At 69.8% G+C, this 17547-nt stretch carries 18 protein-coding genes and 1 pseudogene; 9 read left to right on the top strand and 10 right to left on the bottom strand.

The genetic code is table 11. The annotated features are described in order from the left end of the window. Positions 1-33: 33 nt before the first annotated feature. The 7 genes from ABZS64_RS03605 to ABZS64_RS03575 all read left to right on the top strand — a co-directional run bounded on the left by ABZS64_RS03605 (position 34) and on the right by ABZS64_RS03575 (position 7559). Entirely contained in the window at positions 34-675 is a 642-nt protein-coding gene (locus tag ABZS64_RS03605) for a pentapeptide repeat-containing protein (protein WP_355822650.1), read from the top strand. A gap of 149 nt (positions 676-824) precedes the next feature. After that, positions 825-1730: an LLM class F420-dependent oxidoreductase gene (locus ABZS64_RS03600; RefSeq protein WP_355822794.1), complete on the top strand. Its 906-nt coding sequence runs from the start codon at positions 825-827 to the stop codon at positions 1728-1730. Positions 1731-1740: 10 nt separating this feature from the next. Next, the gene (locus ABZS64_RS03595) at positions 1741-2502 is read left to right on the top strand and encodes an SDR family NAD(P)-dependent oxidoreductase (protein WP_355822648.1); all 762 of its coding nucleotides are present in this window, start codon (positions 1741-1743) and stop codon (positions 2500-2502) included. A 114-nt stretch (positions 2503-2616) separates the two neighbouring features. Beyond that, positions 2617-3738 carry an LLM class flavin-dependent oxidoreductase gene (locus ABZS64_RS03590; protein ID WP_355822646.1) on the top strand — a complete coding sequence of 374 codons (1122 nt, stop codon included), beginning with the start codon at positions 2617-2619 and terminating at the stop codon, positions 3736-3738. Positions 3739-3943: 205 nt separating this feature from the next. After that, complete coding sequence (locus tag ABZS64_RS03585) at positions 3944-5683, top strand: D-aminoacylase (protein ID WP_355822644.1); 1740 nt, start codon at positions 3944-3946, stop codon at positions 5681-5683. After that, positions 5680-7131, top strand: coding sequence for an aldehyde dehydrogenase family protein (locus tag ABZS64_RS03580; RefSeq protein WP_355822642.1), 1452 nt, complete (start codon positions 5680-5682; stop codon positions 7129-7131). The genes ABZS64_RS03585 and ABZS64_RS03580 overlap by 4 nt, the downstream gene beginning before the upstream one ends. Positions 7132-7163: 32 nt before the next feature. Next, positions 7164-7559, top strand: a complete 396-nt coding sequence (locus tag ABZS64_RS03575) for a hypothetical protein (RefSeq protein WP_355822640.1) — start codon at positions 7164-7166, stop codon at positions 7557-7559. Between the two features lie 32 nt (positions 7560-7591). On the opposite strand, the gene ABZS64_RS03570 is transcribed toward ABZS64_RS03575, so the two are convergent. The 8 genes from ABZS64_RS03570 to ABZS64_RS03535 all read right to left on the bottom strand — a co-directional run bounded on the left by ABZS64_RS03570 (position 7592) and on the right by ABZS64_RS03535 (position 14563). After that, complete coding sequence (locus ABZS64_RS03570; protein ID WP_355822638.1) at positions 7592-8071, bottom strand: hypothetical protein; 480 nt, start codon at positions 8069-8071, stop codon at positions 7592-7594. Continuing rightward, positions 8068-8508 (bottom strand): RNA polymerase sigma factor, encoded by a 441-nt coding sequence (locus ABZS64_RS03565; protein WP_355822793.1) that lies wholly within the window; start codon positions 8506-8508, stop codon positions 8068-8070. Before ABZS64_RS03565 ends, ABZS64_RS03570 begins: the two co-directional genes overlap by 4 nt. 56 nt (positions 8509-8564) lie before the next feature. Further along, a complete protein-coding gene (locus ABZS64_RS03560; RefSeq protein ID WP_355822636.1) occupies positions 8565-9002 on the bottom strand; it encodes a DUF3995 domain-containing protein in 438 nt (145 codons plus the stop codon). 90 nt (positions 9003-9092) lie between these two features. After that, a complete protein-coding gene (locus ABZS64_RS03555; protein WP_355822634.1) occupies positions 9093-10619 on the bottom strand; it encodes a CehA/McbA family metallohydrolase in 1527 nt (508 codons plus the stop codon). 156 nt (positions 10620-10775) lie between these two features. Further along, the gene (locus ABZS64_RS03550; RefSeq protein WP_355822632.1) at positions 10776-12377 is read right to left on the bottom strand and encodes a cation acetate symporter; all 1602 of its coding nucleotides are present in this window, start codon (positions 12375-12377) and stop codon (positions 10776-10778) included. Next, positions 12377-12649 carry a hypothetical protein gene (locus tag ABZS64_RS03545; RefSeq protein WP_355822630.1) on the bottom strand — a complete coding sequence of 91 codons (273 nt, stop codon included), beginning with the start codon at positions 12647-12649 and terminating at the stop codon, positions 12377-12379. Before ABZS64_RS03545 ends, ABZS64_RS03550 begins: the two co-directional genes overlap by 1 nt. 138 nt (positions 12650-12787) lie before the next feature. After that, a complete protein-coding gene (locus ABZS64_RS03540; protein ID WP_355822628.1) occupies positions 12788-14023 on the bottom strand; it encodes a helix-turn-helix domain-containing protein in 1236 nt (411 codons plus the stop codon). 210 nt (positions 14024-14233) lie between these two features. Further along, positions 14234-14563 carry a hypothetical protein gene (locus ABZS64_RS03535; RefSeq protein WP_355822626.1) on the bottom strand — a complete coding sequence of 110 codons (330 nt, stop codon included), beginning with the start codon at positions 14561-14563 and terminating at the stop codon, positions 14234-14236. A gap of 112 nt (positions 14564-14675) precedes the next feature. Between ABZS64_RS03535 and ABZS64_RS03530 the strand changes: the two genes are divergently transcribed. Beyond that, positions 14676-15500 (top strand): LLM class F420-dependent oxidoreductase, encoded by an 825-nt coding sequence (locus tag ABZS64_RS03530; RefSeq protein ID WP_355822624.1) that lies wholly within the window; start codon positions 14676-14678, stop codon positions 15498-15500. A 182-nt stretch (positions 15501-15682) separates the two neighbouring features. Here the strand turns inward: ABZS64_RS03530 and ABZS64_RS03525 are convergent, their stop codons facing one another. Beyond that, a complete protein-coding gene (locus tag ABZS64_RS03525) occupies positions 15683-15937 on the bottom strand; it encodes a DUF397 domain-containing protein (RefSeq protein ID WP_355822622.1) in 255 nt (84 codons plus the stop codon). Beyond that, a pseudogene (locus tag ABZS64_RS03520) lies at positions 15934-16692 on the bottom strand (helix-turn-helix transcriptional regulator); the annotation flags it as partial. The pseudogene ABZS64_RS03520 and the gene ABZS64_RS03525, both read right to left, overlap by 4 nt. A 110-nt stretch (positions 16693-16802) precedes the next feature. On the opposite strand from ABZS64_RS03520, the gene ABZS64_RS03515 reads away from it, so the two are divergent. Next, entirely contained in the window at positions 16803-17369 is a 567-nt protein-coding gene (locus ABZS64_RS03515; RefSeq protein ID WP_355822620.1) for an isochorismatase family protein, read from the top strand. The last annotated feature ends 178 nt before the right edge of the window (positions 17370-17547 follow it).

The following is a 17547-nucleotide window of genomic DNA, read 5'->3' as shown; positions in this document are numbered from 1 at the left end:
CCGTTGTCAGTGGCCGGGTGTTCAATCGGAAGCATGTCCATCCGACGCGAGCGCGCCAATGTCGACCCTTTCTCGCACGAGCCCCCCGTCCCCGACCAGGACCTCGTCATCAGGGACGAGGACTGGTACGGACGCGATCTGTCCGGGCAGAGATTCACCCGCCACACCTTCTACGACACCGACTGGACCGAGGTCGTCGACGACGGCGGCATCTTCGACGAGTGCACCTTCTCCGGGGTCCGCTTCAACGCCTCCCGGCACACCAACGCCGCCTTCACCAACTGCACCTTCAAGCGGTGCTCCTTCTTCGACACCCGCTTCGAGCAGTGCAAGGCCGTCGGAAGTCTCTTCCAGCAGTGCACGTTCAGCCTCATCTCGGTGACCGGCGGCGACTGGTCGTACGTCGGGCTGCCCGGCGCCGATCTGCGCAAGGCGGTCTTCGACGGCGTACGGATGAGGGAGGCCGATCTCACCGCCGCCCGGCTGGATGGGGCGACCGTCGTGGGGGTCGATCTGTCGGGGGCCCTGTTGCACGGTTCGAAGCTCATCGGTGCCGATCTGCGCGGCAGCGACATCTCCGCGCTCGACCCGCTGACCGTCGAGCTCGCGGGCGCGAAGATCGACCTGGAGCAGGCCGCCGTCGTCGCCACCGCGCTGGGGTTCGACGTGAGCTGAGTCCGGTTGCCGCCCGCGCACCTCTTGTCTGATGGGTCGTCAGGTACGACGATGGGCCCCGTCCGGCCAGGTGACGGTTCGTCAGGTCAAGGCGGAGGAGGCGCACGGTGCACGTGCAGGTACTGCCCAAGGGGCAGCTCTCGTACGGAATGCAGCTCCCGGTCCAGTCGCAGAGCACCATCTACGCCGAGTCCTGGGAGGCCGCCGCCGGCGCCGAGGATCTCGCCGAAATCGCCAGGGCCGCCGACCGGGCCGGGTTCGCATATCTCGCGAGCTGTGACCACGTCGCCATCCCGCGGCGGCTCGCGGATGCCATGTCCACCGTCTGGTACGACCCCGTGGCCACGCTCTCCTTCCTCGCCGGGATCACCGAACGCGTGCTGCTGCTCAGCCATGTCGCCGTCGTGGGGCTGCGGCACCCGCTCGTGAGTGCCAAGCAGTACGCCACCCTCGACCATCTCTCCGGCGGGCGGCTGATCCTCGGGGTCGGCGCGGGGCATGTCCAGGAGGAATTCGATGCGCTCGGCGTCGACTTCGCCGCGCGCGGACCCGTACTCGACGAGACGATCGACGCGCTCAGGGCCGCGCTCGGCGAGGAGGAGTACCCCGAATTCGCCGGGGAGCGCTTCTCTTTCAGCGGGCTCGGGCAGCGGCCCAGGCCCGCCCAGCGCCGGATCCCCCTCTGGGTCGGCGGCTCCTCGCCCGCCGCGGTGCGCAGGGCCGCCGTACGGGGCGACGGCTGGCTGCCCCAGGGCGATCCGCGTACGAAGCTCCCCGACCAGATCGCCAGGCTCAAGGCCCTGCGCGAAGAGGCGGGCATCGGCGAACCCATCGAGATCGGCGCGATCACCGAGCCGCTGTATGTGGGGGACGCGGACTGGGAGGTAGGACGCCGCACCGTGAGCGGCAAGCCCGAGGCCATCGCCGAATCGCTGCGCGCCTACGCCGCGATGGGCGTGCACCAGATCCAGGTGCGGTTCCGCAGTCGGAGCCGTACCGAACTCACTGACCAGATCGCGGCGTTCGGCGCCGACGTGGCCCCGCACCTGAACTGAGGAGAGTGGCATGGGAAAGCTCGACGGACGCGTCGTCCTGATCACCGGCTCGGCGCGCGGACAGGGCGAGCAGGAGGCGCGGCTCTTCGCGGGGGAGGGCGCCAGGGTGGTGCTCGCCGATGTGCTCGACGACCAGGGTGAGGCCCTGGCCAAAGAGCTGGGAGAGGGCACCGCCGTGTACGTCCACCTCGACGTCGGCCAGGAGGCCGACTGGGTCGCCGCCGTCGCCGCCGCGAAGGACGCGTTCGGGAAGATCGACGGTCTGGTCAACAACGCGGGCATCCTGCGCTTCAACGAGCTGGTGTCCACGCCGCTGGAGGAGTTCCAGCAGATCATCCAGGTCAATCAGATCGGCTGCTTCCTGGGCATACGCACTGTCGCGCCCGAGATCGAGGCGGCCGGCGGCGGGACGATCGTCAACACCGCCTCGTACACAGCCCTGACGGGCATGGCGGGCGTGGGTGCGTACGCCGCGACCAAGCACGCGATCCTCGGCCTGACCCGGGTCGCCGCGCTGGAGCTGGCCGCCAAGGGGATCCGCGTCAACGCGGTCTGCCCGGGTGCGGTGGACACTCCGATGAGCAACCCGGACGGCGTGGACCCGGCGGCGGTGAGCGAGCTGTACCAGAAGCTCGTGCCGCTCGGCCGGGTCGGGCAGCCGGAGGAGGTGGCGAGGCTGGCGCTCTTTCTGAGCAGCGAGGACTCCTCGTACATCACTGGGCAGCCGTTCGTCATCGACGGTGGCTGGCTGGCCGGCGTGAGCCTGTTCTGAGCCCTGCGTGTGCTGACGATGCGTCAGCTATTGACGGCTCATCCCCGCGGTGGAACAGTCGAGCACATCCAGATCTGACGGTTCGTCAGAAACATAGGACGGTGGTGAACCCCCTTGGAATTCGGGCTCTTTGTACAGGGATACGTCGGCAAGCGCGCCGAGACCGACCCGCTCGCCGAACACAAGGCGCTGATGGAGGAGACCGAGTACGTCATCCAGGCGGACAAGTCCGGGTTCAAGTACGCCTGGGCCTCCGAGCACCACTTCCTGGAGGAGTACTCCCACCTGTCGGCCAACGATGTGTTCCTCGGCTACCTCGCCCACGCGACGGACCGGATCCATCTGGGCTCGGGCATCTTCAACCCGCTGGCGCCCGTGAACCACCCCGTGAAGGTCGCCGAGAAGGTCACGATGCTCGACCATCTCTCCGAAGGGCGCTTCGAGTTCGGGTCGGGGCGTGGGGCCGGCTCGCACGAGATCCTGGGGTTCATACCGGGCGTCACCGATATGAACTACACCAAGGAACTTTGGGAAGAGACCATCGCCGAGTTCCCCAAGATGTGGCTCCAGGACGAGTACGTCGGCTTCCAGGGCAAACACTGGTCGCTGCCGCCGCGCAAGATCCTGCCGAAGCCGTACGGGAAGTCGCACCCCGCCATGTGGTACGCCGCCGGGTCGCCGCCGTCGTACGCCATGGCGGCGAAGAAGGGCCTCGGCGTTCTCGGCTTCAGCGTCCAGAAGGTCTCCGACATGGAGTGGGTGCTGGAGCAGTACAAAACGGCGATCATCGAGGCGGAGCCGGTCGGCGACTTCGTCAACGACAACGTGATGGTGACCTCGACCGCGATCTGCGCGCCGACGCACGAGGAAGCGGTGCGTATCGCGGCGGGCGGCGGCCTGCACTATCTGCAGTCGCTGGTCTTCCGCTACCACGACACGTTCCCGCGGCCCGAGGGCTTCCCGGTGTGGCCGGAGACCCTGCCCGAGTTCAACGAGGAGATCATCGAGCTGCTCATCGCGGAGGAGCTGCTGATCTGCGGCGATCCGGACGAGGTCCTGACCCAGTGCAAGAGGTGGGAGCAGGCGGGCGCGGACCAGTTGTCGTTCGGGCTGCCGATCGGGATCTCGCGGGAGGACACGCTGCAGTCGATCCGGCTGATCGGTGAGCACGTGATCCCGAAGATCGACACGGACCCGGTGCACCGGACGACCCGTTTCCGCCAGTCGGCGGGCTGACGGCACGCCCGCGGCGGGCACACGCGGCGGAGCCGCCCATCGATACAGCCCCACCCCGCCCCCACAGAACGGCGGCGGCCTCCCGGACCGCCGTCCCCGGGTTCCGGCCGGGTGCCCGTCGGCAGCGGCCTGCCGCACGCGCCCCGGCCGGAGCCATGAACGGAACAAACCTGAACTGAACAAAAACGTGCTGAAGGGACCCGTCATGCTCGACCACCTCATTCGCTCGGCGACCGTCGTGGACGGGACGGGCGCGCCCGCGTACGTCGCCGACGTCGGGATACGCGACGGGCGCATCGCCGTCATCGCCGCCCCCGGGACCGTCGACGAGGCGGCCACGACGAGCGAGGACGCGTCCGGGCTCATCCTCGCCCCCGGGTTCGTCGACCCGCACACGCACTACGACGCGCAGCTGTTCTGGGACCCGTTCGCGACCCCCTCCATGAACCATGGCGTGACGACCGTCGCGGGCGGCAACTGCGGTTTCACCCTCGCGCCTCTCAACCCCGACCGCCCCGAGGACGCCGACTACACCCGGCGCATGATGTCCAAGGTCGAGGGCATGTCCCTGGTCGCCCTGGAGGAGGGCGCACCCTGGAACTGGCACACCTTCGGCGAGTATCTGGACGCCCTGGAAGGCCGGATCGCCGTCAACGCGGGCTTCATGGTGGGCCATTGCGCCCTGCGCAGGCATGTCATGGGACCCGACGCCGTCGGCGGGCAGCCCACCCCCGAGCAGCTGGACGAGATGCTCAGGCTCTTCCACGACGCGATGGACGCGGGTGCGTGGGGGCTCTCCACCACCCAGTCGTCCACGCACTCGGACGGCGACGGAAAGCCGGTCGCGTCCCGCCACGCGAAGCCGGCGGAGCTCCTGGCCCTCTCGCGGGCCGTCGCCGAACACGAGGGCACGCAGCTCGAAGCGATCGTCGCGGGCTGCCTGGACCAGTTCGCCGACGAGGAGATCGACCTCTTCGTCGAGATGAGCGCCGCGGCCGGACGGCCCCTCAACTGGAATGTGCTGACCATCGACGCGTCCGTGCCCGAGCGCGTGCCGCGCCAGCTCCTGGCGAGCGAGAGGGCGAGGAAGTCCGGTGGCCGCATCGTCGCCCTGACCATGCCGATCCTCACCCCCATGAACATGTCGCTGGGCACCTTCTGCGCACTCAACCTCATCCCGGGCTGGGGCGAGATCCTCGCCCTGCCCGTACCCGAGCGGATCGAGAAGCTGCGCGATCCGGCCGTACGGGAGGAGATGCTGCGCCGTGCCGCCAGCAAGGAGGCCGGGGTCTTCCGCCGCCTCGCGAACTTCGGGCGTTACGTCATCGGGGACACGTACTCCACGGAGAACGAGGGGCTGAGCGGGCGCGTCGTGAAGGACATTGCCGCCGAGCGCGGCCAGGACCCCTTCCACTGCCTCGTCGAGATCTGCGCCAACGACCGGTTGCGAACGGTCCTTTGGCCCATGCCCACCGACAACGACCCCGCCTCCTGGGAGCTGCGCCAGCAGACCTGGCAGCACGAGGACGTCATGCTCGGCGGCTCCGACGCGGGCGCGCACCTGGACCGCATGTGCGGCGCCCCGTACACCACCCGCTTCCTCGGCGACTGTCTGCGCGGCCGCAGACTCGTCGGCCTAGAGGAGGCCGTGAAGATGCTCACCGACGATCCGGCGCACCTCTTTGGCCTGCGCGAACGCGGCCGCATCCAGGAGGGCTGGCATGCGGACCTCGTGCTCTTCGACCCCGAGAGGATCGAGGCGGGCCCCGCGACGCTCGTGCACGACCTGCCGGGCGACAGCCCGCGCCTGGACGCCAAGGCGATCGGGATCGTGTCGGTCCGCGTCAACGGCGTCGAGACGATACGGGACGACGAGGTGACGGGCGCGGTACCGGGCACGGTGCTCAGGTCCGGCCGTGACACGAGGACAGTGAGCACGAAGTGACGCAGAAGCTGTTCATCGGCGGGCAGTGGGTCGAGCCGGACGGCGGGCACTACGAGGTCGTCAACCCGGCCACCGAGGAGGTCGTCGGGCTCGCGCCCGAGGCGAGCCGGGAGCAGGTGTACGCGGCGGCCGCCGCCGCCCGCGAGGCCTTCACCGCCTGGTCGCGTACGAAACCCGAGGAGCGCGCCCGGATTCTGGACGCGGCCGCCGATGTCATCCAGCGCGAGGCCGAGCCGTATGCCGCTCTCGCCCGGGCCGAGAGCGGCGCGACCACCGCCACCGCGCGCGGTATGCAGGTCGCGGTGGGCGCGGCGCGTTTCAGGCGGTACGCGAAGGGCGCTCTGGAGCCGGTCGAGCAGGGGCTGCCCCCGCAGATCAACGCCGCGGGGCCGATGGGCAGGGCGGGCGTTTTCGGCGCGCTCGCCGTACGCCGCCCGGTCGGCGTCGTCACCTGCATCACCTCGTACAACAACCCCTGGGCCAACCCGGCGGGCAAGGTCGCGCCCGCGCTCGCCATGGGCAACACGGTCGTCGTGAAGCCCGCCCCGCAAGACCCCCTGTCCGTCTACAGGATGGCCGAGGCCCTGGCGGAGGCGGGCGTGCCGCCCGGCGTCGTGAACGTGCTGACCGGCTCCGCGCCGGCCGTCGGCGAAGCCGCAGTCGACTCTCCGGACGTCGACATGGTCAGCTTCACCGGCTCCACGGCGGTCGGACAGCGCATCGCGGAGGTCTGCGGCCGCGGGATGAAGCGCCAGCTGATGGAGCTGGGCGGCAAGGGCGCGGCGCTCGTCTTCGACGACGCGGACGTGGATTCCGCGGTGATGGGCATCGGCACGACATTCTCCTTCTACAGCGGCCAGATCTGTACGGCGCCGACGCGGGTGATCGCGCAGCGCGGGATCTACGACCTCCTGGTCGAGAAGCTGACCGGCTATCTGACCTATATGAAGGTCGGCGACCCGGCGGCGCAGGGCACGGTGGTCGGCCCGGTGATCTCGGCGGCCCACCGTGACCGGGTCGAGTCGTACGTCGAACTGGGCAGGAAGGAAGGCGCTCGGCTGGTCGCGGGCGGCGAGCGCCCTGCGTACGAGAAGGGCTTCTATGTCGCCCCGACGCTCTTCGCGGACTGCACGAACGACATGCGGGTGGTGCGGGAGGAGATCTTCGGCCCGGTGGTGGTCGTGGTCCCCTTCGACGACGAGGACGAGGGCGTCGCGCTGGCGAACGACAGCGACTACGGCCTGATCGACTACGTCTGGTCGGGGGATGTGGCACGGGCGTTCAGGGTGGCCGGGGAACTGCGGGCGGGCGGGGTCGGGGTGAACACGATCGGCCGGAACATGGAGGCACCGTTCGGGGGGTTCAAGAAGAGCGGGGTGGGCCGGGATGTGGGCTCGTACGCGCTGCACGCGTACAGCGAGCTGCAGGCGGTGGTGTGGCCGGGGTAGGAAGCACGCCGTCCCCAACAGGCGTGTGAGTGGTGCCGCTGGGCAGCTGCTCGCTCCTGATGGCGCTGGCGCTTCCCACCGTCATGGGCTGGATCCGACTGCTCGCCTTGGTGGCCCTGACGGCCCTGTCGGTGTGGCTGATGTCGTCCCGCGCCCGGGACGACATCGCCAGATGGTTCCGGCTGACCCAGATCTTCTGGCTGGCGCTGGCCTTCTTCGAGGTGCAGGGCTGGTACGCGGCAGGCCGGTACGACAGCGACCTGCTGTACGCCACGGTCAGTGACGGCAACGCGTCGATGTTCCAGACCTTGGCCGGGTCTCTGCTCGACATCCTGCAGCTCTTCCTGATGCTCGGCTCGCTCGCCCTGGTGTACGTGGTGCCGGCGGCGATCGGCCGGTGGATGCGGCTGCGCAGGGACGGCTTCTGACCCTGGCGAACCGAGGAGCGTTCAGGGCCGGTTCACGCCGCCCGCCCCGCGCCCACCCGCCTCTCCAGCCGCCTCAGCACCCTGCGCCCCGCGCGCCCCACCCCCAGTGGGATCAGCGCCGCGCGGCCCGGGATGCGGATGCCGCCGGTGAACGCGACCCGGGTGCGGCCCTCGCCGCACGGGGTTGCCGCCAGTCCCATCAGGATGAAGCGGCTCTGGAGCCAGACCCAGCCCGGGTGCAGTACGCCGTCGAAGCGGGCCCGCATGCCGAGGCGGCTCTGCGCCACCGCCTCCACGCGGTCGCCGTCGATACGGGTCACCCGCAGGCCGCGCATGTCCGGGACCAGGCGGGCGAGTTCGCCGTCCAGGTCGGCGAGAAGCGGCCAGATCTCGGCATAGTCCGCCTCGATCTCGCGCTCGGTGATCGTGGCGCCGGGGACGCCCGCGGCCAGTGCGTACAGCCGCCGTACCGGGTCGAGGCCCGCGGCGGGCGGCCAGTTGGCGGTTGTCACGACGACCACGCCTTCCTGAAGGAGTCCCGGGCCCGGTGCAGCCGGGATTTGACGGTGCCGACGCGGAGGCCGAGCAGTTCGGCCGCGGACTGTTCGTCGAAGCCCTCGATGTCCCGCAGGACGAGGATCGCCCGGTGTTCGGGCGAGAGCCGGGTCAGTACGTCCCCGATGTCCGCGGCGAGTTGAGGATCGCCCCGCTGGGGAAGGGTGGTGAGATCGGCCGGTACGGAACGGGCGGACCTGCGGGCCACCCGGACCGCCTCCCGGCAGGCGATCGCCCGCACCCATCCGTACAGCGCCGCCGGTTCTTTCAGGGAACGCAGCCCGCGGAAGACGGCGACCAGTGTCTCCTGGACGGCGTCCGGACCGTCGGCCAGGGCGATCGGGGTGCAGATGCGGCCCGCGTACGGAGTGAGGACGTCGAGCAGGCCGTTCATCGCGATGGTGTCGCCGCGCTGGGCGGCGCGCACCAGCCGCTCCACATCGTCGTCATTCAACTCCGCTCCCTCGCCACGCGCAGCGCCGCGGCCGCCAGAGCCAGGCACAGCGGAGTGTAGAGCGCCAGGTTCAGCCAGTAGAAGGTGTCTCCCGCGCCCTCGTCGAGGCCCGCCCGTACCCCGAAGGCCCAGGCCAGACCGACCAGTCCACGCAGTGCCGTACCGCAGGCAACGGCAACGGTGGCCGCCTGGAGCAGTCGGCCCCGGCGCCGGGCGCGCGCGGTCACCAGGCCCGCCGCCGTGAACAGCAGCGCGGCGAGCGGCAGAAGCACGGGCGGCGTGAACGGCACATCGGCGCCGAGCACCGCGTACGACAGGGCCTTCGGGTCGGCGGCCGGCCAGTGGCTGCCGGTCGCCCAGAACAGGTGCAGCAGCCCGTCGGCGGTCAGTACGGCCGCCACTGCGCGGGCGGCGGTCCGCCGGTTCGTTTCCATCACAGCCTCCTGGGTGAGCGATTGCGTCACCCCACAGAGGAGCCGAACCGGCGATACGTTCCGAACGTTCCGCCGAATTTCGAGGCTGGGTCAGCCTCCGAGGAAGATCGGGTTGGTGAACGCCGCCAGCGGCCCGGGCAGCCCCGGTACCACCACCGCGTGCCGGACCTCCGCCCGTACATACGTCGCGTACTCGGGCGTCGTCCGCCACACCACCGTGCCCGCCCCCTCCGGCGGCAGCGCCACCGTGTGCAGCACACCCTGGTCGGTGACGAAGCGCACCGAGCAGCCCGGCGCCCCGGTCACCTCCAGCCGTACCGTCACCGGGCTGTCGTCGTCGACCCGCAGCCGTTCGCCGATGCCCGCGTGCTGCCCGCGGCTGCCCGCCGCCGAGAAGGCGAGCGAGACCGCCTTGGACTCGGCGACATAGCTGCGCCCGGCCCGGATGCCGTCCAGAATCGCCTCGCGGGTCAGGGCCTCGGCGAGCACCACCGTCTGCGGGGTGCCGACCGGGTCCGGGTCGCGGTGCGCGTCGCTGTTGCCCATCGCCGGGGTCCAGCGCCTGCCCGAGCGCGCGGCGGCGACCAGCGTGTTGTCCCAGGCCTGAAGCGAGACCTCGTCGTCGGGGGTGTACGCGCCGTTCCACACCTCCACCGCGTCCGCCTCGCCGAACCCGAACTTCCAGTTGCAGCCGATGCAGGTGGCGTGCGGATGGGCCGGGACGACCAGGCCGCCCGCCCGCCTGATCTCGCGCGCGTAGTGGCCGAATCGGTTGTCCTTGGCCCGGTAGCGCCAGTCGACGAAGGTCCCGGGGTCGGTGCCGAGCGCCACCACATGACCGTTGCGCGTGGTGACCTCCTCGCCGGTGAGGATCAGCAGGTCGTCGCCCGCCTGGTCGGCCCAGTGGGGATGCGCGGAGTGCGTGTTGTGCTCGGAGGTGTTGATGAAGTCGAGCCCGGCGGCCCGGGCGAGCGCCGCGATCTCGGCGGGGGTGCGCTTGCCGTCCGAGTACCAGGAGTGCAGATGGCAGTCCCCGCGGTACCAGGCACGGCCGCGGCCCTTGGCCCGTTCGGGCGGATAGACCGGCTTGGGGGTCGTGCCGGGCTCGCCGAGCCGGAGCGTGATCGAGACCTCGTACGCAAGACCCTGCGGCGAGACCGTGTACGGCCCCAGCGCGATGTACCAGGTCCCGGCCCGCACCGGACCGGGGATATAGCCGGGCGTCGCCTCGTCCGCCCGGATGAAGAACTCCGTACGCGCCCCGCCCGACCAGCCGCGGAAGCCCTTCCCGCCCAGATCGGTGCCGCGCTCGTCGAAGATGCCGATGTCGAGTGCGTTGCCCTGGGTGCCGGGCGGGACGACGGGCCGCTCGTAGGTGTACGCGACGTGGATCTCGCGTACCCCCTTCGGGACCTCGACCGGCAGATAGACGAAGTCGGGGGAGCCGGGCGGCAGCGTGCCGCGTACGACCTTGGTCGGTTCGCCGGCGGTCGGGCCGTCGGCGTTGGGTGCGGCGTTCGCGAAGCTCACAGTGCCCAACGTAAGTGCCACCGCGGTTCCCGTCACGAGCAGTCCGCGTCTGTCCATCGCGTGGTGTGTGTGTCCGTCGTTGCACATGCCGTCGGCTCCCCGGGGTGGGTGAGGGGGACAGGAGTGGTGTACTCAAACCCTCGTATTGAGCCGTGAACTGCCGTGCAAGGGAAGGGTGTTCGCAGGTTGCGCCGGCCTTTCGAGGAGGGTTTCCGGCCGTTGCGGTCGAGTTCTGGGCGAACCTCATGCCCCGGCAGGCTCCGGGACCGCGGACACCCGCCGCTTTCCCACGGCGCTGCCCACCAGGCCGAGCAGGAAGGCCGCGGGCATCGACACGAGGACGACCGTCTGGAGCGGGAACCAGTCGAGGTGCCAGTCCGGGAAGAGAGCCATGGCGTTTCCTGAGAAGACGGGGCCGGAGATCTGGAGTCCGATGGCGCTGAACAGTCCTCCGTACAGGGTCCAGAGCAGTCCGGTTCGCGTGTAGCCGCTCCAGAACAGGGAGTACACCAGCGCCGGGAGCAGGCAGGAGGCCGCCACTGCCAGGGAGAGAGCCGACAGGAACAGGACGTTCCACCCCTGGACCCAGACCGCCAGACCGATGCTCAGTACTCCGATACCGGCGGACGCCAGGCGTGCGGCGGCCACCTCCCGGCCCTCGGTTGTGCGTCCACGGCGCAGGACGTGCGTGTACAGGTCGTGCGCGATCGCCCCCGCGGCTGCCAGGGTGACGCTGGCTACGACGGCAAGCGTGGTGAGGAATATGGCGGAGGAAACCAGGACGACGAGCACTGCCCCGCCCTTGTCGGTGGACGCGCCGCCCGCCAGTTCGCTCGTGAGCAGCAGCAGGGTGCTGTTGCCTCCCGGATCTGAGGCCACGATCGCCGGGGCGCCGATCAACGCGGCGGCGGCGAAGCCCATCAGCGCTGTGGTGAGGCAGAAAGCGCCGACGATGCCGATGGTGTGGCGCACCGTGCGGCGCGCGGTGGCCGCGTCGGGAGCGGCGTTGAGCTGCAGGGCGACGTGGGGCAGGCACGCCACTCCCAGCACGATGGTGATCATCAGGCCGATGAAGTCGAGGGTGCCTTCCGGGTCGGTGCTGCCCGCGAACCGCAGGCCGGGACGCATATAGCCGGCGGGACGGCCGCTGCCCCGTCCGGCGGCATCGACCAGGGAGTCGGTGCTCCAGTGAAAGCGATGGAGCAGGACGGCAGTCACTGCGAGGGCCGCGCCGAGCAGCACCACCGTCTTGATCACTTGAATCACGACCGTGCCACGCATGCCGCCGAACACCGTGGCGCAGACGACCAACAGGCCGATCATGACGACGGCTGTCTGTTCGGCGCCCGGACCGGACAGTCCCAGCAGTGTCGTCGTGGTCACTCCGGCACCGGAGAGCTGCACGACCAGATAGGGCACGCAGGCGCTCAAGGTCACGACGGCGGCAGCGATCCTCACGGCGGGCCCCGGGGTCCGCAGGGCGAAGGTGTCTCCCAGGGTGTAGCCGACGCGCTCGCGCAGGGGAGTGGAGAGCAGAAGGAGTACGCCGAGCGACAGCACCGTGCACAGGGCAATGAACAGGCCGTCGTAGCCGAAGACCGCGACGCTTCCCGTGGTGCCGAGCACCGTTGCCGCAGACAGGTATACGCCGGACAGTACGAGAGCCCCGCGCAGCGGACGCATTCTGCGACCGGCCGTGTAGAAGTCGTTGACCCGGTCTCTCTCAGGGGCGCTGAGAACGCAGATGAACAAGATGGGCACGATGAACGCCAGAAAGCCCGCGAGGACCAGGGCGCGGGTGTCGGTGTCCAGGAGGCCGGGCGCGGCGAGCAGGATGTTGTTCATCAGTACTGCTCCACGTCCTGCTCGTGCGGGGCGCGTTCGTCCTTGCGGCGGTCGTACCGCGCCGCCGTCCACAGCAGGAGGGAAACCTGGAGCAGGAGTGCCAGCGCGCCGACAGTGGTGTCTCCCCGGACACGGCTGCCCATGAAGTCGGCGGCGGAGCAGGCGAGCACCAGATGTACGAGGAAGGTCACTCCGTTGACCAGGGCGAAGGACCTGCCCGGTCGTGGCGGCCGTGGCCGCTGATGCGGGTAGTGGGCGTGCTCGTAAGCCATGGCGGTCTCCTGGCGGGCGTGGGCAGTTCCCCGTGCTGGGGGCTCACCAGAACACGCGCGACAGGGCCCGTCCATGCGTAGTGCAGGCGCCGTTGCGCGCTCCCAATGGCGCTACGAGATCAGTGTGCTGATGCCCATTCACTCGTGGGCGGCGCCGCCGGCGCCGAGTGCGACGCCCGGTCCGAGCAGAAGGTGCGCGTCAAGTGCGAGGGTGAGCTGCACCAGGTCGCGGGGCCGTGACAGCACCATCCCGGTGATCTGCTCGAAGCGCCGCAGGCGGTTGAGCACGGTGTTGCGATGGCAGTACATGTGCCGGGCGGCCTGGGCGGCGGAGCCGCCGTTCTCGATCCAGACACGGAGGGTGTCGAAGAGAGTGTCGCGGTCGGCGGGTTCCAGGTCGTACATGGGGCGCAGCACCTGGTGGGCCAGTGCGGCGGACAGGTCGGGCCGCGAGACGAGCAGCCCGTCGGGCAGGCGGGAGTCGAGCCGGGCGATCTCACCGTCGGAGCGGCATGTGTCGACGGCGAGGTCGGCCATGTCGCGCGCCCGGGGCAGGCTGTCGAGGCCCTGGACGACCGGGCTGATGCCGATACGAAGGCCCGCGCCCGAAACCAGACCGGAGGCGAACGTGTCCAGGGGATGGTCGCCGAGGTGGGCGACGAGCACATCGCACTGCCCACGCGCCTGGCGCAGGATCCGGATGCCGCGCACGTCAGGAACGCCGTCCGGAACGTGGCCGTACGGTGGCATGGCCCTCACCACCGCCACCGCGAAGCGTCCGTCGAGCGGCAGATCGAGCATCGCCGCCGCGTCCCGGGTGAACTCGGGTTCGTTCCGGCTCTCCAGCAGCGCGGCGAGGATCAGCCGGACTCGTTCCGTGTGCCGGCTGGCGACGCCCTTGGCGACCTGCCGGTAGGCGTCGGCGAGCATGACGGCGTCGCGGTCGTTGTGCTTCCACACCACCTCGGCCACGCGCACCAGGTGACGCGCATCGCCGACCCCGTCCCGCTCCACCGCGCTGATGACCCCGCTCCAGCATTCAGAGCCTGCGACACGGTAGGCGTGCAGCACCTCGTCGAGGGGGCGGCCCTCCTCCGCGCGCCGTATGCCGAGCTCCCTGGTGTACCGCTCGACGTCCACGATCCTGCCCGGATCGAGCGCGGCCTCGAGCGCGTGACGTATGCCGGTGTCCACGGAACGCCGCAGGTCGGAGGGTGCGAGCACGGGGTCGGAGTAGTACGGCACCTCGGTACGGATCTTGTCCAGCACGGTGTCGGTGAACTCCTGGCCGCGTTCCAGGAGGCGCCGGCAGGCATGGTCGAACAGGTCGAGGGGAGAGGTGTCCGCGAGAACGGGGACGGGACTGGTGTGCATGGGCCCTCCAGCAGCGCGGAGATCAACCGCCGACGTTTTGGAGGCCGGCGTCACCCGTACAGGAAGCCACATGCTAAGCGGTTGGTCAGTTTCCGGGCGAGGATTCGGCCAAACCGTGATGATTCTGTGCGGCAGGCGTGCCCGGACGATCGTCCGGGCAGGCGCGCGGCAGGCCTGCCCGAACGATCGTCCGGGCACGCCCCGCCGGTGTTAGTCGCTGCTCCGGTTCCGGCGCATCAACAGCATCGCGATGATGACGAGCGCCGCGATGCCGATGATCAGGCCGATGACCAGCCCGGCCGAGAAGCCGCCCTTCTTCTTCTTTTTCTTCTTCTTGTTCTTCTTGCGGCCCTCAGTGACGGTGACGACGTTCGCCTTGGCGACGGACGACCCGGCCTCCGGCGCAGCGGCGGTGTTCTGCCCGCCCGCGGACTTCTGCACGGCGACGGTGGCGGTGGCGGGCGACGCCGAGGCGACGGGTGCACCCGCCAGCAGCGCCCCGGACAGCACAAGTGCGGTGGTGGCGATACGCAGTCGCATCGTGATGTGGATCCTCTCCCCGTTGATGCCGAGTTGATTCCGAGCTCTCGGCATGTGGCACCGTACGGCATACGTTTGGGCCGTCACCAGAGACGATGACGGAGGATTCCGAATGCGGATCTCGACCACGATCTTCCTCACGGACGAGACGATCACGCCAGTACGGCTCGCGCGCGAGCTGGAGGAGCGCGGCTTCGGCGGGCTTTATCTGCCGGAGCACACCCACATCCCGGTGGAGCGCACGACCCCGTACCCCGCGGGCGGCGAACTGCCCCCGGAGTACGGCCGCACTCTCGACCCGTTCGTGGCCCTCGGCCAGGCCGCCGCGGTGACCTCCCGGCTCGGCCTCGGCACGGGCATCACCCTCGTCGCCCAGCACGACCCGATCGACCTGGCCAAGCAGATCGCGACCCTTGATTTCTTGTCGGGCGGACGCTTCACGCTGGGCCTCGGCTTCGGCTGGAACAAGGAGGAGGCCGCGGACCATGGCGTGGAGTGGACGACGCGCCGCGAACTGACCCGGGACCGGACAGCGCTGATGCGCGCACTGTGGGCGGCCGAACCGAAGGCGTACAAGGGCGAGTTCGGCTCCGTACGGGCTTCGCATGCCTACCCCAAGCCGGTGAGCGGCCCCCGCACCCTCATCGGAGGAGCGGCGGGCCCGAAGCTCTTCTCCCACATCGCGGACTACGCGGACGGCTGGCTCCCGATCGGCGGCCGGGGCCTGACGGAGTCGGTCCCGGTGCTCCGTGAGGCATGGTCGGCCGCTGGCCGGGACCCGGAGGCCTTGCAGGTGGTCCCGTACGCGGTCCTGCCGACGCCGGGGAAGCTGGCGCACTACGCGGAACTGGGCGTGGAGGAGGTCGTGCTGCAGTTGCCGCCGGCGGGGGAGTCGGAGGTACTGCGGGTGCTGGACGAGTACGGGCAGTACCTGTAGTTCCCGGGCGCCTGCACAGTGGGCGCCCCGGAGCGCGGCCCGTACGCGGCGCACGCGGGGAACAGGGCAGCGGCGGGCACGGCGGCGACGGTCAGTACGGCGATGGCGATCAGTCGTGGTGTGGTCACGTCACCCGAGCCTGCCGAGGGGAACGGGCCGCGCCCGGGAGACACGCGTGGGGGCTAGTCCAGAGGGAGCATCGCGGGGTGCGCGAGGAAGGCGGACCAGGTGGCGGGGGTGACGGCGAGGTGGGGGCCGTCGGTGACTTTGGAGTCCCGGATGTGGATGGTGGCGGGGGTGGTGGCGACCTCGACGCAGTCGCCGCCTTCGCCGTCGCTGTAACTGGACTTGCGCCATTCGACGGCGACTTCGATGCATTCCCCGCCCTCGCCGGTGCTGTAGCTGCTCTTGAACCAGGCAAGTTCCGACGTGTTCATCGTTCTCCCAGCATCTTCTCGATCAGGGACAGAGACTCCCGTGGGGTGAGAGCCTGCGCTCGGATAATCCCATAGCGTTCGCTGAAGACGCGGACGTCCTCCGGGTCCGTGATGAGCCTGGGCTGCCCATACAGCTCCGTGTATGCGACTTGCTGCCGCCCCTTTGGCGTGAGCAGGGTGAACGTGCCGTCCAGCGCCGGGTGTTCCTCGCGATCGGTCGGCATCACCTGGAGTTCCACAGTGCGTAGCTGCCCGACCCTCAGCAGCTGATGCAGCTGGCGCGCATGTGCAGCACGTCCTCCGATCGGCCGCCGAAGGACCGTCTCCTCGAATACGTAACTGAAGGTCGGCGCAGGCCAACGCTCGAGGACTTCCTGGCGGGCCAGACGATCGGCCACCCGCTTCTCGATGGTTGCTTCATCCAGCAGCGGTCGCCGCTGAGTGAACGTGGCTCGGGCGTACTCCTCGGTCTGAAGCAGACCGTGTACCGCCTGGGCACTGTAGTTGTGCAGCGCGACGGCATCGGCCTCAGCTCGCGCGTAATCCCGGAACCAGTCCGGGTGCCGCGTCCGCGCCCTCGCCTGGGCCTCCCGTACGTCCTCGATGGCCGCCTTGAGCACACCGCCGGCGGCCAGCAACTCATCGGCCCGCACCAGGAAGTCGGGCTGCGGCGTCCGTACGCCCCGCTCCATCGCGGAGATGAGGTCCTCCCCGCAATGCGCGGCAACCCCCAGCTCCCGCTGGCTCATCGAGGCGTTACTGCTGCTGCCTTGATCTGACGTACTCGCGCTATCCCGTGCCGTTGTCAGTGGCCCGACCTACTGTGGGGCGACACAGGATCCGCGACGAGAAACAGGAGGGTCCCATGACGACCCTGCCCGACAGGCCGAACACCGCGCTGCTGGTCATCGACGTTCAGAACGGTGTGGTGGCAGACGCGCATGACCGCGAGGGCGTCATAGCCAACATCAACACCCTGGTCGACAAGGCTCGCGTCGAGGACGTGCCCGTGGTTTGGGTGCAGCACTCCGACGACCAACTCAAGCGGGAAAGTGAGAGCTGGCAGTACGTGCCTGAGCTGGTCCGCCGCGATTCGGAGCCTATCGTCCACAAGAGCTACGGCGACTCGTTCGAGGGCACCGAACTGGAGGCGCTGCTCGCCGAGCGTGGGGTGGGCCGGCTCATCGTCACGGGCGCCCAGACCGACGCGTGCATCCGCTCGACCCTCCACGGGGGCTTCGTTCGCGGGTACGACGTGACGTTGGTCGGCGACGCGCACACGACGGAGGACCTCAGCGCGTACGGCGCGCCGACCCCGGACCTGGTGATCGCACACACCAATCTCTACTGGCAGGAGGAGAGCGCACCCGGGCGCCGCGGGGGGACTGTCAAGACGGCGGAGGTGACCTTCGCGGCGGCCGACGCGGGCTGAGCCGTCCCGGATGACAGCCCGGTCTGCTCGCGGTGTCCTGAGGCACGACGGACCGCGTCGTCGGCAAGACGGTCTGGGCGGAACTGGCGCTGCGGTGAGCTGGCTTACTGCGCCGGACAGGCAGTCCACATACTGAAGCTCCAGCCGTCGATCACCCTCGGTCGTTCGCCCGGCGGCG

Origin of the sequence: Streptomyces sp. NPDC005408, from assembly GCF_040606445.1 — a bacterium.
Lineage (GTDB): Bacteria > Actinomycetota > Actinomycetes > Streptomycetales > Streptomycetaceae > Streptomyces.
The sequence above is the reverse complement of the archived record's forward strand: the minus strand, read 5'-3'. Positions and strand labels throughout refer to the sequence as shown.

Bases quoted from the DNA above. Each gene is read 5' to 3' on its own strand.
- ABZS64_RS03545 (WP_355822630.1), bottom strand. From the start codon at position 12,649: ATGGCTTACGAGCACGCCCACTACCCGCATCAGCGGCCACGGCCGCCA.
- ABZS64_RS03555 (WP_355822634.1), bottom strand. From the start codon at position 10,619: ATGTGCAACGACGGACACACACACCACGCGATGGACAGACGCGGACTG.
- ABZS64_RS03560 (WP_355822636.1), bottom strand. From the start codon at position 9,002: ATGGAAACGAACCGGCGGACCGCCGCCCGCGCAGTGGCGGCCGTACTG.
- ABZS64_RS03540 (WP_355822628.1), bottom strand. From the start codon at position 14,023: ATGCACACCAGTCCCGTCCCCGTTCTCGCGGACACCTCTCCCCTCGAC.
- ABZS64_RS03585 (WP_355822644.1), top strand. From the start codon at position 3,944: ATGCTCGACCACCTCATTCGCTCGGCGACCGTCGTGGACGGGACGGGC.
- ABZS64_RS03530 (WP_355822624.1), top strand. From the start codon at position 14,676: ATGCGGATCTCGACCACGATCTTCCTCACGGACGAGACGATCACGCCA.
- ABZS64_RS03595 (WP_355822648.1), top strand. From the start codon at position 1,741: ATGGGAAAGCTCGACGGACGCGTCGTCCTGATCACCGGCTCGGCGCGC.
- ABZS64_RS03525 (WP_355822622.1), bottom strand. From the start codon at position 15,937: ATGAACACGTCGGAACTTGCCTGGTTCAAGAGCAGCTACAGCACCGGC.
- ABZS64_RS03535 (WP_355822626.1), bottom strand. From the start codon at position 14,563: ATGCGACTGCGTATCGCCACCACCGCACTTGTGCTGTCCGGGGCGCTG.
- ABZS64_RS03600 (WP_355822794.1), top strand. From the start codon at position 825: ATGCAGCTCCCGGTCCAGTCGCAGAGCACCATCTACGCCGAGTCCTGG.
- ABZS64_RS03515 (WP_355822620.1), top strand. From the start codon at position 16,803: ATGACGACCCTGCCCGACAGGCCGAACACCGCGCTGCTGGTCATCGAC.
- ABZS64_RS03605 (WP_355822650.1), top strand. From the start codon at position 34: ATGTCCATCCGACGCGAGCGCGCCAATGTCGACCCTTTCTCGCACGAG.
- ABZS64_RS03550 (WP_355822632.1), bottom strand. From the start codon at position 12,377: ATGAACAACATCCTGCTCGCCGCGCCCGGCCTCCTGGACACCGACACC.
- ABZS64_RS03565 (WP_355822793.1), bottom strand. From the start codon at position 8,508: ATGAACGGCCTGCTCGACGTCCTCACTCCGTACGCGGGCCGCATCTGC.